Source organism: Micromonospora sp. NPDC007220, assembly GCF_040634035.1.
In the GTDB taxonomy this organism is placed as follows: Bacteria; Actinomycetota; Actinomycetes; order Mycobacteriales; family Micromonosporaceae; genus Micromonospora; species Micromonospora reichwaldensis.
Window position 1 is genome coordinate 1 of record NZ_JBEYEU010000024.1, and the last position, 14,312, is coordinate 14,312.

The following is a 14,312-nucleotide window of genomic DNA, read 5'->3' on the forward strand; positions in this document are numbered from 1 at the left end:
CCGGGGGGGGCCAACCCGGTCCGGCGGCGAGGCCGCGCCCTTTCACCCCGGCGGGGGGGGGGGGCCCCCCCCCCCCCCCGCGCCGCCTTACCCGAGGAGGGCCCGCGTGAGCGTCCATCCGCAGGTGGCGGCGTACCGGGCCGCCCGCGCGGCGGCCGGCACCCCGCCGCTGTACACCCAGACCCTGGCCGAGGCCCGCGCCGCCGACCTCGCCGCGATCCGCGCGGGCGGCGGCGCGGTCGAGCCGGTGCACGAGGTACGCGACACGCACGTGCCCGGCCCGGCCGGCGACCTGCCGGTGCGCATCCACCGGCCGGCGGGGGAGGGGCCGCTGCCCACCCTGGTCTACTTCTTCGGCGGCGGCTGGACGCTGGGCAGCGTCGACACCGCCGACGGCATCTGTCGGCGCCTCGCCAACGCGGTGCCCTGCCAGGTGGTCACCGTCGGCTACCGGCTGGCCCCGGAGCATCCCTTCCCCGCCGCCGTGCACGACTGCCACGCGGCCACCGCGTGGCTCGCCACGCACCCGGAGGAGTTCGGCGTCGACCCGGAGCGCGTGGCGGTCGGCGGGGACAGCGCCGGCGGCAACCTCGCCGCCGCCGTCACCCTGCTGGCCCGGGAGCGCGGCGGGCCCCGCCTCGCCGCGCAACTGCTGGTGTACCCGAACACCGACCAGAGCGCCGTACCCGACGGCGACGGCGAGGACCCGCTGCTGTTCAACCGCCGCTCGGTCGCCTGGTACCGGGGCCACTACCTCACCGACCCGGCCGACGCGCGGCACCCGCTGGCGTCGCCCCTGCTCGCCGCGGACCTGACCGGTCTGCCGCCGGCGCTGGTGATCACCGCCGAGCACGACCCGCTGCGCGCCGAGGGGGAGCGGTACGCGCACCGGCTGCGCGAGGCCGGCGTGCCCACCACCCTCACCCGGTACGCCGGCATGATCCACGGCTTCTTCGCGATGCCCGGAGCGTTCGACGACGGCCGCCGCGCCCAGGACCAGGCCGCCGCGTTCCTGCGCGGCCGGCTCGGCACGCCGGGCGGCGACGCGGCGGGCGGCGACGCGGCGGGCGGTGGAACGGCCGGCAGCGCGGCGACCGCCAGTGGGGGCGGCGCCGGTGGGAAGGGAGAGCGGTGATGGTGGAGGGCGTACTGCCGAAGTCGGACCTGCCGGTGGCGCAGCCGTCGCCGGCCAGCCTGGCCGACTTCGCGGGGCCGGCCCGGGCGGTGCTGCCGCCCGACGTGTGGGACTACGTCGACGGCGGCAGCGGCGCCGAGACGACGCTCGCCGCGAACCGCCGCGCGCTGGACCGGGTGGCCGTGCTGCCCCGGGTGCTGCGCGGGGTGCACACCCCCCGCACCGGGGCGCGGCTGCTCGGCGCGTCGTACGCCATGCCGGTGGCCGTGGCGCCCATGGCGTACCAGCGGCTCGTGCACCCCGACGGGGAGCTGGCGCTGGCCGCCGCCGCCCGCGCGGCCGACGTGCCGTACGTGGCCAGCACCCTGAGCAGCGTGCCGATCGAGCAGATCGCGGAGACCGGTGCGACGGTCTGGTTCCAGCTCTACTGGCTGCGTGACCGGGGCCTGGTCGCCGACCTGCTGGAGCGGGCGCACGCGGCGGGCTGCACGGCGCTGACGGTCACCGTGGACGTGCCGATCCTCGGCCCGCGGCGGCGCGACGTGCGCAACGCGTTCGCCATCCCGCCGCAGGTCGTGGCGGCCAACCTGCCGGCCGGCCGGGACGACCTCGCGCACACCGCCACCCCGGGGGTCTCGGCCATCGCCGCGCACACCGGCGAGGTCTTCGCGCCCGCGCTGACCTGGGCCGACCTGGAGTGGCTGCGCGGCCGTACGGCCCTGCCGCTGGTGGTGAAGGGCGTGCTGGACCCGCGCGACGCGGAGCTGGCGGTGGCCGCCGGCGCGGACGCCGTGGTGGTCTCCAACCACGGCGGCCGGCAGCTCGACGGGGCGCCGGCCACCGCGACCGTGCTGCCGGAGGTGGTGGCGGCGGTGGCGGACCGGTGCGAGGTGCTGCTGGACAGCGGCGTACGCGACGGCGTCGACGTGCTGCGCGCCCTCGCCCTCGGCGCGCGGGGGGTGCTGGTCGGCCGGCCGATGCTGTGGGCGCTCGCCGCCGGCGGCGAGGCCGGGGCGCGTACGGCGCTGGCGCTGCTGGCCGGCGAGTTCCGCGACGCCCTCGCGCTGGCCGGCTGCGCCGACCCGGAGGCGGCCCGCGAGCTGCGCGTGATCAGGGAGGGCTGACCGGTGACGGAGACGGTGGACCTGCGCGTGGCCGACCTGCACCCGGCGGTCGACGACCCGGCGCTGAACTCGATGAACTTCCTCAACGAGGTGGCCCAGCACTACCCCGACGCGGTGTCGCTCGCGGCCGGCCGGCCGTACGAGGAGTTCTTCGACGTCGCGGCGCTGCACCGGCACCTGGAGACGTTCCGCCGGCACCTGGCCGACGACCTGGGGCAGAGCCCCGCGCAGGTGCACCGGACGCTGTTGCAGTACGGCCGCACCAAGGGCATCGTGCACCACCTCGTCGCCCGCAACCTCGCCGTCGACGAGCAGTTGACGGTCGACCCGGAGGCGATCGTGGTGACCGTCGGCTGCCAGGAGGCGATGTTCCTGGTGCTGCGGGCGCTGCGGGCCGACCCGCGCGACGTGCTGCTCGCCGTCGCCCCGACGTACGTGGGGCTGACCGGCGCCGCCCGGCTGCTGGACCTGCCGGTGCGGCCGGTGCGGGGCGGCCCCGCCGGGATCGACCTGGCCGACCTGCGCGAGCAGGTGCGCCTCGCCCGGGCGGCGGGGCTGCGCCCGCGCGCCTGCTACGTGATGCCGGACTTCGCCAACCCGTCCGGGACCAGCATCGGCCTGGCCGACCGGCGGCGGCTGCTCGACCTGGCCGCCGAGGAGGACCTGCTGCTGCTGGAGGACAACCCGTACGGTCTCTTCCCCGCCGCGGAGTCGGGTCGGCCGCCGACGCTGAAGGCGCTGGACACCGCGCGGCGGGTGGTCTACCTGGGCTCGTTCGCCAAGACGGTGCTGCCCGGCGCGCGTGTGGGCTACGTGGTCGCCGACCAGCGCGTCGCCGGCGCCGACGGCACGGTGGGGCTGCTCGCCGACCAGCTCGCCAAGATCAAGAGCATGGTCACGGTGAACACCTCGCCGATCGCCCAGGCGGTCGTCGGCGGGGCGCTGCTGGAGCACGGGTGCAGCCTCGTGGCGGCCACCGTCCGGGAGCGGGCCGCGTACGGACGCAACCTGCGCCACCTGGTGGACGGCCTGGCCCGGCGCTTCCCGGCGGGCACCTCGCCGGTGCGGTGGAACGTCCCGGCCGGCGGGTTCTTCGTCGTGGTCACCGTGCCGTTCGGGGTCGACGACGCGCTGCTGCACCGTTCCGCCCGCGAGTACGGCCTGCTCTGGACGCCGATGGCGCACTTCTACGACGACGGCGCCCCGGTCGACGCGCTGCGGCTGTCGGTCAGCGCCGTGACCCCGGAGCAGATCGACCTCGGGCTGGACCGGCTGGCCGCGCTGGTCGCCGACGAGACGGCCCGCCGGGCGGCGAACGCCGAGGTGGGATGACACACCGCGTTCACCGCATGGCAAAGCGCGACTGCCCGTGTTCCGCCGTCCTGGGTGGACACTCATAATGGACGCCATGGTCGCCTGGGAGTACGCGTTGCTGGTCCGCCGTTATCAGGGGCAGGGCCGCGCCTTTCACGTCAGCTTCACCTGGTACGGCCCGGACGGGTCGCGCCGGGACATCACCGCGTACGGCGACACGGCGATCGCGCACCTCAACCGGGCCGGCCGGGAGGGCTGGGAGCTGGTCTCCGCCGCCGAGGACGTGAACAACGTCCAGGGCAGCACCGAGGTGCACCGCTACCACCTGAAGCGGCCGGTGGCCTGACGACCCGGTCCGCCCCTCCCTCCCCGCCGCCCCGGCTCCGTTACCTCCGTCCGTTCACCCCTCCGCTCCCCGGGCGGGCCGCCGGCTGTCGGGCACGTGCCGCGGGCGCGGCGGTGTTGCTACCGTTTCCTCCCGCCGCCGCCGACCGGTCGCCCGCCCGGGTGCCGGCGCGCCGCGGCGGGAGGGAGCAGCCGTGGCGGCAGGAGAAGGCGCGACGCGGCCGGTGGCCGGGCCGGCCCGGTTCGTCGTCGGCGTCGACTTCGGCACCCTCTCCGGCCGGGCGGTCGTGGTCGACGTCGCCGACGGCGCCGTGCGGGGCGAGGCCGTCCACCCGTACCGGCACGGGGTGATCAGCGAGCGGCTGCCCGACGGCACGCCGCTGCCACCCGACTGGGCGTTGCAGCACCCCGACGACCACCGCGAGGTGCTGCGCGTCGCGGTGCCCGCCGCGCTGCGCGCCGCCGGGATCCGGCCCGGGGACGTGTGCGGCATCGGCGTCGACGCCACCTCCTGCACGATGCTGCCCGCCCTCGCCGACGGCACCCCGCTCTGCGAGCTGCCCGACCTGGGCGGCCGGCCGCACGCGTACCCGAAGCTGTGGAAGCACCACGCGGCCCAGCGGCAGGCCGCCCGGATCAACGACGTCGCCGCCGCACGCGGCGAGCGCTGGCTGCCCCGCTACGGCGGCCGGGTCTCCGCCGAGTGGCAGCTCGCCAAGGCGCTGGAGGTGCTGGAGGAGGACCCGGCGGTCTTCGACCGGGCGGAGCGCTTGATCGAGACCACGGACTGGCTGGTCTGGCAGCTCTGCGGCCGGGAGACCCGCAATGTCTCCGCCGCCGGTTACAAGGGGCTGCGGCAGGACGGGCGGTACCCGTCGGCGGAGTTCCTGCGCGCCCTGCACCCCCGCCTCGACGGCCTGCTGCCGCGCGTCGACGGTCCGCTCGTGCCCGTGGGCGCCCGGGCCGGCGGGCTCACCGCGGCAGCCGCCGCGTGGACCGGGCTGCCGGTCGGGACCGCCGTCGCGGCGGGCGCCATCGACGCGCACGTCACCGCCGCGGCGGCCCGCGCCGTCGAGCCCGGCCGGATGCTTGCGGTGCTCGGCACCTCCACCTGCCTGATCATGAACGCGGCGGCGTACCGCGAGGTGCCCGGCGTCTGCGGCGTGGTCGACGGGGGCGTCACCACCGGGGCCTGGGGCTACGAGGCGGGACAGAGCGGGGTCGGCGACATCTTCGCCTGGTACGCCCGCACCGCCCTGCCGGCCGGCTACGCCGACGAGGCGCGGCGCCGTGGGCTCAGCCCGTACGAGCTGCTGGACGCCCTGGCCGCCGACCAGCCGGTGGGCGGGCACGGGCTGCTGGCCCTGGACTGGCACAGCGGCAACCGCTCGGTGCTGATGGACCACGAGCTGAGCGGCGTGCTGGTCGGACTGACCCTCGCCACCCGCCCCGAGGAGATCTGGCGGGCGCTGCTGGAGGCCACCGCCTTCGGCGCCCGGACCGTCGTCGACGCGTTCACCGCCGCCGGGGTGGCCGTCGACGAGCTGACCGTGGCCGGCGGGCTGACCGCCAACCGGTTGCTGCTGCGGATCTACGCCGACGTGCTCGGCCGGCCGCTGCACGTGCTGGACTCCGCCCACCCGGCGGCGCTGGGCGCGGCCATCCACGCGGCGGTCGCCGCCGGGGCGTACCCGGACGTGCCGGCCGCCTCGGCGGCGATGGGCGCCGGCCGGCGCGAGACCTGGCACCCCGACCCGGCCCGGGCGGCGGCCTACGACGACCTGTACGCCGAGTACCGCGCCCTGCACGACCACTTCGGCCGGGGCGGCACCGACGTCCTGCACCGCCTCCGCACCCTCCGCCACCGCGCGAGGACAGGACCTTGATCTCGGCGACACCGTGACGCGTGAGCCGTGGGAACCACGGCTCGAGCGGATTGCGTCGTGCTGCTGTTAGACCATGCCCGTCCTGGCTGCAAGGACGCCACGGGGGCGCTTCCTTCTCCTGGTTGGATCGAAGAGGTCGAGGTTCGAGTCCCCGAGTGGCTGAGCCTGTCCGCTATTCGGCACCGGCGATGGTGGCGCCGCTGACGGTGTCCACATACCACCGCTGGTACTGCTCCAGCGGCCATCCGCGTTGCCGGACGAGCCAGTCGAAGTTGCGGACGTCCTGGGCCAGCCAGAGGATGTCGGCCACCTGTTCGACGTCCAGGTCAGGGCGGAGGGCTCCCGTGCCGACGAGTTCCGCGGCGAACATGGCCATGCCGCGGCGGCGCTCCTCGATGTTCTTGCGCCAGATCGCGGCGGCGTCCGGATCGGCTGTGGCCGCTGCGGCCAACGCGAGCATCACCTGGGCCTGCCGGGCGTTCACCTCGACCAGATGGCGGGCGTAGCGGGCGAGCTTGGCGCGGGGATCGGCGAGCGCGCGGATCTCGGCGACGAAGGGCCGGTCCGGCAGGGCCACCGGTTCGTCGTCACCGGCCAGGGTGACGTCAACCAGATGGGAGAGCAGTTGCCGCTTGCTGCCGAACACCGCGTAGAGCGTCTGGACCGCGACGCCGGCTTCCGCGGCGACGACGGTCAGCGGCGTGGCCGCGTAGCCGGGGTCGACGAACAACCGACCAGCCGCTTCGAGGATCGCCCGCCGGGTCTGTCGGGATTGCTCCTGCCGCCGGGAAGAGTCATAGCGTCTCTTGACAACCACTGGTCAAGTGTAGTGCTCTATTGGATAGATTCTGACTCTATCGAAAGGAGCGGCCATGCCGTTCGGTGTGTTGCAGGAGATGCCCGGCGTCAGCGAGGCGGAGTACCAGCAGGTGGAGCGACACCTCGGACCGGACCGGCCGCCGGGACTCGTCGCCCATGTCGCCGGTCCGACCGAGGGTGGCTGGCGGATCATCAACATCTGGCAGGACGAAGCCGCGTTCCGTCGGTTCCAGTCCGAACGGCTGGTCCGGGCCGCAGGCTTGGCGGCGCAGGAGGACGGCTTCGACCCGACGAAGGCGGCCAGCTTCCGATCGCTGAGCGTCGACGGTGCCGAGATGCCGTTCTGATGGCCGACGCCGCCACCTTGCGGTCCCACAACACCGCTTTCTGGACGGGAGCGGCGGCTGGCTGGATTCGGCACGCCGATCGGCAGGACGAGATCGGCCGGCCGCTGGGAGCGCCGGCCATGGAGCGAATGGCCGCGCGGCCCGCCGAACACATCCTTGATGTGGGCTGCGGCTGCGGTGGCACCACGGCCGAACTCGCCGCGGCGGTCGGCGAGACCGGCGCGGCGGTCGGTATCGACATCGCCGAGGCGATGGTGACCGCCGCCCGGCAACGGTTCCCCACGGACCGGTACCCGGGTATCCGGTTCCACGCGGCCGACATCGAGACCCTCGATGTCGTGCCGGGGGCACCGTTCGACGCGGCGTACTCGCGAATGGCCCTGATGCTGTTGGCGGATCCGGTCGCCGGCTGCACCACGATCCGGCGGTCCCTGCGCCCGGGAGGGCGCCTCGCCGCGACCGTCTTTCGCGACGGCAGCGTCAACCCGTGGATGTCCGCGGCGTTGCTCGGCGCAGCACCGCACCTCGGGCCGTTACCACCGCTGCCGGTGGGTGACGAGCCCGGTCCGTTCTCCTTCGCCGACCCGGCGCGGCTCGTCCGCGTCCTCACCATCGCCGGTTTGACCGCCGTCACGATCACGCCGTGTGACGTCGTCATGAATGCTCCGGACGACGCCGATGCGGTGGCCGAGTGGCTGATCGAGGTCGGCCCCGCCGGTGCCGCGTACCGGGCGGCTCCGCTGGCTGGGCAGGTTTCGGCCCGGGCGGGGGCGGCCCGGCTGCTCGACCGGTTTCGTGAACCTGGGGTCGGCTACCGACTACCCGCCGGCCTCTGGCTCGTCACCGCGATCGCCGCCAAGGCTGACAAGCCGTCCGCCCCGGCCCCGCCGCCGGTCGCCCACCACCGACAACCATGTCAGGACGAGAACCGATGAGATCGATCCGAATGCTCGCGCCGACCCTCTGTCTCGTGTTCGCCCTGACGGCTTGTGCCGACGGCGGCGCGCCCGAGCCCTCCGGGGCCACGGCGGGCACCCCCGCAGCAGCCGACGCCGCGTCCAGCGCGATCGGATCCGCTCCGGCCGGTGGCGCGACGCCGGTGTCGGCGAAGGAGGTGTGTGCCTACCTGGACGGCCAGTTGCCGACGCTGAGGGGGATCGGCTCCGAGACGGGCACGATGGCCAACCTCACCGTGAACCTCTACTCCTGGTACGAGAAGCAGGGCGCCGTGCCGACCGGCCGTCAGATCGACGACCAGACCCGGCAGGAATGCCCGGCGACCCGGATCAAGGTGCTCGAACTCGCCGGCATGGAGAGCTTCGAGCGGCTGTAGCCGCCGACGACCGCCGCGCAGGCCAGGTGTCCTGGACGAACTACCGCCACGACGACGTGGTGCATCCCGGCGACATCACCGATGCGACGAACGGTGCGACCGAGTTCATCGACGTACCCCTCGGACAGGGGGCGGTGCCGGGGTCGCCGGCGCCGCCCCCATCCTGCTTCCACCCGGGTTCCGGCCGTTGCGCCACCGATCACCGGGCGCTTGTCGATGCCGACGTCATCGCTGTCCCCAGGGGGTGGGTGCTGCGACGATCGCCGGAACCCGAGGGTGGCCGGCGGCGTCGTCGCGGTGGGCGGCGCTCAGCCGAGGTCGACGGCCGGGTAGAGCGGGAAGCCGCTCAGCAGGTCGCTGGCCTGCTTGCTGATCCGGTCGGCGACGGCCGGGTCGAGGACGTACTTGGCCTTGGACGGGGTGCCGTCCGGGTTGGCGCCCGGCTTGGTCTGGCTGAGCACGGTGTGGATCAGCTCGGCCGTCTCGTCCATCTGCGCGGTGCCCAGGCCCCGGCTGGTCAGCGCCGGGGTGCCGATCCGGATACCGGAGGTGTACCAGGCGCCGTTCGGGTCCTGCGGGACGGAGTTGCGGTTGGTGACGATGCCCGAGTCGAGCAGCGCCTGCTCGGCCTGCCGGCCGGTCAGCCCGTAGCCGGAGACGTCGATCAGCACCAGGTGGTTGTCGGTGCCGCCGGTGACCAGCTTGCCGCCGCGACGCAGCAGCCCCTCGGCGAGCGCCTGCGCGTTGTCGACGATCCGCTGCGCGTAGTCGGCGAAGTCGGGGCGGCGGGCCTCGGCGAGGGCGACGGCCTTGGCGGCCATCACGTGCGGCAGCGGGCCGCCGAGCACCATCGGGCAGCCCCGGTCGACCTGGTCGGCCAGCTCGGGCTGGCAGAGCACCATGCCGCCGCGCGGGCCGCGCAGCGACTTGTGCGTGGTGGTGGTGACGATGTGCGCGTGCGGCACCGGGTCGAAGTCGCCGGTGAAGACCTTCCCGGCGACCAGGCCGGCGAAGTGCGCCATGTCGACCATGAAGGTGGCGCCGACCGAGTCGGCGATCTCCCGCATGATCCGGAAGTTGACCTTCCGCGGGTACGCCGAGTAGCCGGCGACCAGGATCAGCGGCTTGAACTCGCGGGCCGCCTCGGCGACCTTGTCGTAGTCCACGAGGCCGGTGACCGGGTCGGTGCCGTAGCTGCGCTGGTCGAACATCTTGCCGGAGATGTTCGGCCGGAACCCGTGGGTGAGGTGGCCACCGGCGTCCAGCGACATGCCGAGCATCCGCTGGTTGCCCAGCTCCCGGCGCAGCGCGAACCAGTCCGCCTCGGTCAGGTCGTTGACCTGCCGCACCTGGGCCTTCTTCAGCGCCGGCGACTCCACCCGGTCGGCCAGGATCGCCCAGAACGCCACCAGGTTGGCGTCGATGCCGGAGTGCGGCTGCACGTACGCGTGGGCGGCGCCGAACAGCTCCCGGGCGTGCTCGGCGGCGAGCGCCTCGACGGTGTCGACGTTCTGGCAGCCCGCGTAGAAGCGGCGCCCGACGGTGCCCTCGGCGTACTTGTCGCTGAACCAGTTGCCCATGGTCAGCAGGGTCGCGGGGGAGGCGTAGTTCTCGCTGGCGATGAGCTTGAGCGACTCGCGCTGGTCGGCGAGCTCGGCGCCGATGGCGTCGGCCACCCGGGGCTCGACGGCGCGGATCACCTCGAGGGCGCTGCGGAAGGCGGTGGATTCGGCGTTCAGCGACGACATGCGACCTCCAGTGACGTGCGGAAGGCCCAGGCGCTCGGCATGCGTCCTCATGACGGGACCGCTTCCCGATGGTTCTCCATCCCAACGCGCCAGTCACGGCCCGCGCCGATCCTACCGGGTCGACCTCGGCGGTTCCCGGCCCACCTCGCCCCGGCGGCGGGACCCCGGCGAGGTGGGCGGGTGCGGACGTGGGGGTTAGGCGGCCCGGACCGGGGCACAGCACATCCGGGACGGCCTCGGGTGCACGGGCCGCCCGCCGACGAGGGGAGTGACGAGCAGATGACCACATCGGGCACGGGCCGGCCGTTCGCCGTGGTGACCGGCGCGTCCAGCGGCATCGGGTACGAGCTGGCGGTCCAGTTCGTCGAGCACGGGTACGACCTGGTTGTCGCCGCCGAGGACGACGGGATCGGCACCGTGGCGGAGCGGCTGCGGCGCGACGGGGGGCCGCGGGTGGATCCCGTCCGGGTGGACCTGACCCGCGCCGAGGGGGTCGAGGAGCTGGCGGCGGCGGTGGCCGCGGCCGGCCGCCCGGTCGACGCGCTGGCGCTCAACGCCGGGCGGGGCGCCGGTGGGGAGTTCGTCGGGGGCACCACGCTCGCGGACGAGCTGGCCGTCGTCGACCTGAACGTGCGCTCGACGGTGCACCTGGCCAAGCTGCTGCTGCCCGCCATGGTGCGGCGCGGCGCCGGGCGGGTCCTGTTCACCTCGTCGATCGCCGCCACCATGCCGGGACCCTTCCAGGCCGTCTACAACGCCTCGAAGTCGTTCGTGCAGTCCTTCGCGGAGGCGCTGCGCAACGAGCTGAAGGACACCGGGGTGACGGTGACCTCGCTGATGCCGGGGCCGACCGACACGGAGTTCTTCGACCGTGCCGAGATGGCGGACACCCGGGTCGGCTCGGGACGCAAGGACGACCCGCGCACCGTGGCCGAGCAGGGCTTCGCGGCGATGCTGCGGGGCGACCAGACGGTGACTGCGGGTTCGCTGCTCAACAAGGTGCAGACCGCCGCCGGCAAGATCGTCCCGGACAAGCTCAAGGCGGCGCAGCACCGCAGGATGGCCGAGCCGGGCTCCGGCAGCTGACCCCTTGCGGGTCCCGGCGGCGGGTCGTGCGGCCCGCCGCCGGGACGGGGGCCTCGCGGCCGGGCGCGCCGCTGCCTAGGATCAGCGGCATGGCGGGGGAGGACGGCGAGGGCGGCAGCCTGCTCGCCATCAGCGACCTGCACGTCGGTCACCGAGGCAACCGGGAGGTGGTCGAGGGGCTGCGCCCCGCGTCGCCGCAGGACTGGCTGCTGGTCGCCGGGGACGTGGGCGACACCGTGGCCGACGTGGAGTGGGCCCTCGGCCTGCTCAGCCGCCGCTTCGCGAAGGTCGTCTGGGCGCCGGGCAACCACGAGCTGTGGACGCCGCCCGCCGACCCGGTGGCGCTGCGCGGGGCCGCGCGCTACGCGTACCTGGTGGACGCCTGCCGGCGGCTGGGCGTGCTGACCCCGGAGGACCCGTACCCGGTGTGGCGGGGGGTGGGCGGCCCGGTGCTGGTGGCGCCGCTGTTCCTGCTCTACGACCACAGCTGGCGCCCGGACGGGTTCGACACCCCCGAGGCGGCGCTGGAAGAGGCGTACCGGACGGGGATCGTGTGCACGGACGAGTTCCTGCTGCACCCCGACCCGTACCCGAGCCGGTCGGCGTGGTGCGCCGCCCGCGTCGCCGAGGCCGCGCGTCGGCTCGCCGAACGGGAGCCGGGGCTGCCGACGGTGCTGGTCAACCACTGGCCGCTGCTGCGCGAGCCGACCCGGGTGCTGCGCTACCCGATCTTCGCCCAGTGGTGCGGCACCGAGTCCACCGCCGACTGGCACCTGCGCTTCGACGCCGCCGCGGTGGTCTACGGCCATTTGCACATTCCCCGTACCACCTGGCACGACGGGGTGCGCTTCGAGGAGGTCTCGGTGGGCTACCCGCGGGAGTGGCGGCCCCGGGCCGCGCCCCCGGCGCTGCGGCGGATCCTGCCCGCGCCCCCGGCGTGACGACGGGCCCCGGCGCACCGGGGCCCGTGGAGGTTCGTCCGCTCAGGCCGCCACGGCGTCCAGCGACTTCTTGATCGCCTTCGGGTCGGTCGGCTTGCGCGGCGCGTCCGCGCGCAGTGCGATCATCCGCTCGCCGATCTCCTGGAGCTGCTTACGGCCGAGGGCCTCGCGCACCTTCGGGAACCACTCCTGCTCCTCCTCCTCGACGTGGTGCAGGACGTTCTCGATCAGCACCGTGGTCTTGGCGTTGAAGCGCTCGTCGCCGGCGTCCATGGTGAACAGTTCGGCGCAGAGCACGTCGGCGACGTGGTGCTCCTCGTACGACTCGAGGATGTCGTCCTCCAGGTCGGGCAGGAGCTTGCGGACCTCCGGGTACATCACCTCGTTCTCGAGGTAGGTGTGGACCGTGAGGGCTTCCAGGATCTCGTTCACCAGCTTCTGCCGCCGCGCCGCCGGACCCTCCTCGGCATCCTGGAACGCCTTGAACAGGCGGCGCATCTCCTTGTGGTCCTCTTTCAACAGGACGATGGCATCGGTGGACACCGTTGACCTCCTCGCTCGGCTGACGACTTCTCCCGTACCCCCGGGGTGAGCAGCCAAAACGGGCAGGGCCCGGCGGTGAACCGCCGGGCCCTGCCACTGTCGTGCCGTGGTGTCAGCGCACCACGTTGTACGCGTTGACCATGCCGAAGCCGTAGAAGCCGTTGCGCTTGCCGCCGGAGCAGTTCGCGTCGTAGGCGTTCGGGCCGGCCGCGATCAGCGGCACCGGGTTGTAGACGCCGCCGGGGCACGAGATCGCCTCGGCGGTGTTGCCCAGGAAGGCCGACAGCTGACCGGGCGCCATGCCCGGGTGCGCCGAGACCGCCAGGGCGGCCACGCCGGCGGCGTGCGGCGAGGACATCGAGGTGCCCTGCTTGTAACCCCAGCCGTTGGTCTTCGTGGTGGTGTTGTAGGTGGTGGACAGGATGCCGTCGGAGGAGGTCGAGCTGACCCCCCGGGTACGGAAGCGGGTGTCGCCACCCGGCGCCGTCACCTCGACCACGCCCTGGCCGTAGGAGGAGTAGTAGCTCTTCTGCCCGGTCGGGCCGACCGCCGACACGGTCACCACGCCCGGCGCCTCGCCCGGCAGGATGAGGCAGGAGTTGGTGAGGTTCGCGCGCTCCTCGGGCGTCCCGTTGTTCGGGCTGCCCGTGTCAGTGATCTTGTGGGCGAGGTCCCAGTTGCTGTTACCCGCGGACGCCACGTGCAGCACGCCCTTGCCCTGCGAGTAACGCAGGGCCCGCTGGACCGCCTTCCACACCGGACGCTGGCGCGCGTCGTTGCGGCAGTTGAGCTGCCACGGGTCGATGTAGTAGCTGTTGTTGGTCACCTGCATGCCCTGCTCGGCGGCCCACATGAACCCGCAGACCGCGGCCTCCGGGAAGATGTAGCCGTCGTCGTTGACCACCTTGACGGCGGCCACCTTGACGCCCGGGGCGACCCCGGTCACGCCGACGCCGTTGACGGCGGCGGCGATGGTGCCGGCCACGTGGGTGCCGTGGTCGGAGGTGGTCGGGTTCCAGGCGGCCTCGGTGGTGTCGGTGACGCCACCGATGCAGGACGTGCTCTTGTTCTTCGCGATCTGGGTGGCCAGATCGGGGTGGCTGGACGAGATGCCGCTGTCCAGCACGCCCACCACCACGTCGGCGCGGCCGGCGTTGACGGCGTGGGCCTGCGGGACGTCGATCATCGGCATGTCCCACTGCTGACCGAAGAGGGGCTCCTTGGTCGGGTCGGCGGTCGTGTTGGCCGCCTCGGCCGCGGAGACCTCCAGGGTCTCGCCCTCGTCGAGGGCGCTGCCCAGACCGGCCGTGGACGCCACCGAGTCGACGCCCGCGCCCGCCACGTCCGTGACGAAGTCGGGGTTTGTCGACCGGACGACGAGCACGCCGATCTGGTCGTAGCTGGCCACCACGGTGCCGTTGGCGGCGGCCACCCGGGCGGCCGCCTTGTCGGTCTTGTCACCCTGCGGGGCGAGCACCAGGAACGTGGTGTCCGGGCCGGCGGCCGACGCCGCCGGGGCCACCCCGCCGGCGACGGCGAGGCCGACGCCGAGCGTCACGGCGGACGCGGCAGCCAGTGTCTTGCGACGGAGGTTCTTCACACAGACTCCCAGGGGCTGTTTCCAGCCGGGGTACGCCCCCTGGCGGGGAGCGGCCGGCGGGAGGCGGGCGGGATGCCTGCCTCCGCAACCA

Annotated in this window: 13 protein-coding genes, 1 pseudogene and 1 riboswitch; of the genes and pseudogenes, 10 read left to right on the top strand and 4 right to left on the bottom strand. The window is 74.0% G+C overall.

All coding sequences use genetic code 11. The features are described 5' to 3' along the window. Nucleotides 1-106 precede the first annotated feature (106 nt). From ABZ573_RS27190 to ABZ573_RS27210, 5 genes and pseudogenes are all read left to right on the top strand, one after another. A pseudogene (locus ABZ573_RS27190) lies at nt 107-1,024 on the top strand (alpha/beta hydrolase); the annotation flags it as partial. Nucleotides 1,025-1,134: 110 nt separating this feature from the next. Then, nucleotides 1,135-2,259 carry an alpha-hydroxy acid oxidase gene (locus ABZ573_RS27195; RefSeq protein ID WP_358121838.1) on the top strand — a complete coding sequence of 375 codons (1,125 nt, stop codon included), beginning with the start codon at nt 1,135-1,137 and terminating at the stop codon, nt 2,257-2,259. Between the two features lie 3 nt (nt 2,260-2,262). Beyond that, nucleotides 2,263-3,591 carry a PLP-dependent aminotransferase family protein gene (locus tag ABZ573_RS27200; RefSeq protein WP_358121840.1) on the top strand — a complete coding sequence of 443 codons (1,329 nt, stop codon included), beginning with the start codon at nt 2,263-2,265 and terminating at the stop codon, nt 3,589-3,591. Between the two features lie 67 nt (nt 3,592-3,658). Further along, complete coding sequence (locus ABZ573_RS27205) at nt 3,659-3,919, top strand: hypothetical protein (RefSeq protein ID WP_132234668.1); 261 nt, start codon at nt 3,659-3,661, stop codon at nt 3,917-3,919. Between the two features lie 193 nt (nt 3,920-4,112). Then, nucleotides 4,113-5,804: a ribulokinase gene (locus ABZ573_RS27210; protein WP_358121842.1), complete on the top strand. Its 1,692-nt coding sequence runs from the start codon at nt 4,113-4,115 to the stop codon at nt 5,802-5,804. A gap of 172 nt (nt 5,805-5,976) precedes the next feature. Here ABZ573_RS27210 and ABZ573_RS27215 read toward each other — a convergent pair whose 3' ends face one another. Continuing rightward, the gene (locus ABZ573_RS27215) at nt 5,977-6,621 is read right to left on the bottom strand and encodes a TetR/AcrR family transcriptional regulator (RefSeq protein ID WP_225852043.1); all 645 of its coding nucleotides are present in this window, start codon (nt 6,619-6,621) and stop codon (nt 5,977-5,979) included. Nucleotides 6,622-6,676: 55 nt separating this feature from the next. Here ABZ573_RS27215 and ABZ573_RS27220 point away from each other — a divergent pair, with 55 nt between their 5' ends. The 3 genes from ABZ573_RS27220 to ABZ573_RS27230 all read left to right on the top strand — a co-directional run bounded on the left by ABZ573_RS27220 (nt 6,677) and on the right by ABZ573_RS27230 (nt 8,303). After that, nucleotides 6,677-6,970, top strand: a complete 294-nt coding sequence (locus tag ABZ573_RS27220; protein ID WP_151453554.1) for a hypothetical protein — start codon at nt 6,677-6,679, stop codon at nt 6,968-6,970. 119 nt (nt 6,971-7,089) lie between these two features. Next, on the top strand, nt 7,090-7,905 hold the full coding sequence (locus tag ABZ573_RS27225) for a methyltransferase domain-containing protein (RefSeq protein WP_358121845.1): 816 nt from the start codon (nt 7,090-7,092) through the stop codon (nt 7,903-7,905). Then, nucleotides 7,902-8,303: a hypothetical protein gene (locus tag ABZ573_RS27230; protein WP_151453552.1), complete on the top strand. Its 402-nt coding sequence runs from the start codon at nt 7,902-7,904 to the stop codon at nt 8,301-8,303. Before ABZ573_RS27225 ends, ABZ573_RS27230 begins: the two co-directional genes overlap by 4 nt. A 308-nt stretch (nt 8,304-8,611) precedes the next feature. Here ABZ573_RS27230 and ABZ573_RS27235 read toward each other — a convergent pair whose 3' ends face one another. After that, nucleotides 8,612-10,051, bottom strand: coding sequence for a glycine hydroxymethyltransferase (locus tag ABZ573_RS27235; protein ID WP_327028626.1), 1,440 nt, complete (start codon nt 10,049-10,051; stop codon nt 8,612-8,614). Nucleotides 10,052-10,068: 17 nt separating this feature from the next. Then, a riboswitch (ZMP/ZTP riboswitch) is annotated at nt 10,069-10,158 on the bottom strand. Between the two features lie 172 nt (nt 10,159-10,330). Between ABZ573_RS27235 and ABZ573_RS27240 the strand changes: the two genes are divergently transcribed. Then, the gene (locus tag ABZ573_RS27240) at nt 10,331-11,137 is read left to right on the top strand and encodes an SDR family NAD(P)-dependent oxidoreductase (protein ID WP_358121847.1); all 807 of its coding nucleotides are present in this window, start codon (nt 10,331-10,333) and stop codon (nt 11,135-11,137) included. A gap of 89 nt (nt 11,138-11,226) precedes the next feature. Beyond that, nucleotides 11,227-12,078 (top strand): metallophosphoesterase, encoded by an 852-nt coding sequence (locus ABZ573_RS27245; RefSeq protein WP_327028625.1) that lies wholly within the window; start codon nt 11,227-11,229, stop codon nt 12,076-12,078. A gap of 42 nt (nt 12,079-12,120) precedes the next feature. Here the strand turns inward: ABZ573_RS27245 and ABZ573_RS27250 are convergent, their stop codons facing one another. Both ABZ573_RS27250 and ABZ573_RS27255 read right to left on the bottom strand, forming a co-directional pair. Further along, nucleotides 12,121-12,621, bottom strand: coding sequence for a hemerythrin domain-containing protein (locus ABZ573_RS27250; protein ID WP_327028624.1), 501 nt, complete (start codon nt 12,619-12,621; stop codon nt 12,121-12,123). Nucleotides 12,622-12,733: 112 nt separating this feature from the next. After that, nucleotides 12,734-14,221: a S8 family serine peptidase gene (locus ABZ573_RS27255; protein WP_151453547.1), complete on the bottom strand. Its 1,488-nt coding sequence runs from the start codon at nt 14,219-14,221 to the stop codon at nt 12,734-12,736. Between the last annotated feature and the right edge of the window lie 91 nt (nt 14,222-14,312).

What these genes read in the sequence shown, in the direction of transcription:
- ABZ573_RS27205 (WP_132234668.1), top strand. Translation starts at nt 3,659, where the DNA reads ATGGACGCCATGGTCGCCTGGGAGTACGCGTTGCTGGTCCGCCGTTAT.
- ABZ573_RS27195 (WP_358121838.1), top strand. Translation starts at nt 1,135, where the DNA reads ATGGTGGAGGGCGTACTGCCGAAGTCGGACCTGCCGGTGGCGCAGCCG.
- ABZ573_RS27235 (WP_327028626.1), bottom strand. Translation starts at nt 10,051, where the DNA reads ATGTCGTCGCTGAACGCCGAATCCACCGCCTTCCGCAGCGCCCTCGAG.
- ABZ573_RS27225 (WP_358121845.1), top strand. Translation starts at nt 7,090, where the DNA reads ATGGAGCGAATGGCCGCGCGGCCCGCCGAACACATCCTTGATGTGGGC.
- ABZ573_RS27240 (WP_358121847.1), top strand. Translation starts at nt 10,331, where the DNA reads ATGACCACATCGGGCACGGGCCGGCCGTTCGCCGTGGTGACCGGCGCG.
- ABZ573_RS27245 (WP_327028625.1), top strand. Translation starts at nt 11,227, where the DNA reads ATGGCGGGGGAGGACGGCGAGGGCGGCAGCCTGCTCGCCATCAGCGAC.
- ABZ573_RS27220 (WP_151453554.1), top strand. Translation starts at nt 6,677, where the DNA reads ATGCCGTTCGGTGTGTTGCAGGAGATGCCCGGCGTCAGCGAGGCGGAG.
- ABZ573_RS27230 (WP_151453552.1), top strand. Translation starts at nt 7,902, where the DNA reads ATGAGATCGATCCGAATGCTCGCGCCGACCCTCTGTCTCGTGTTCGCC.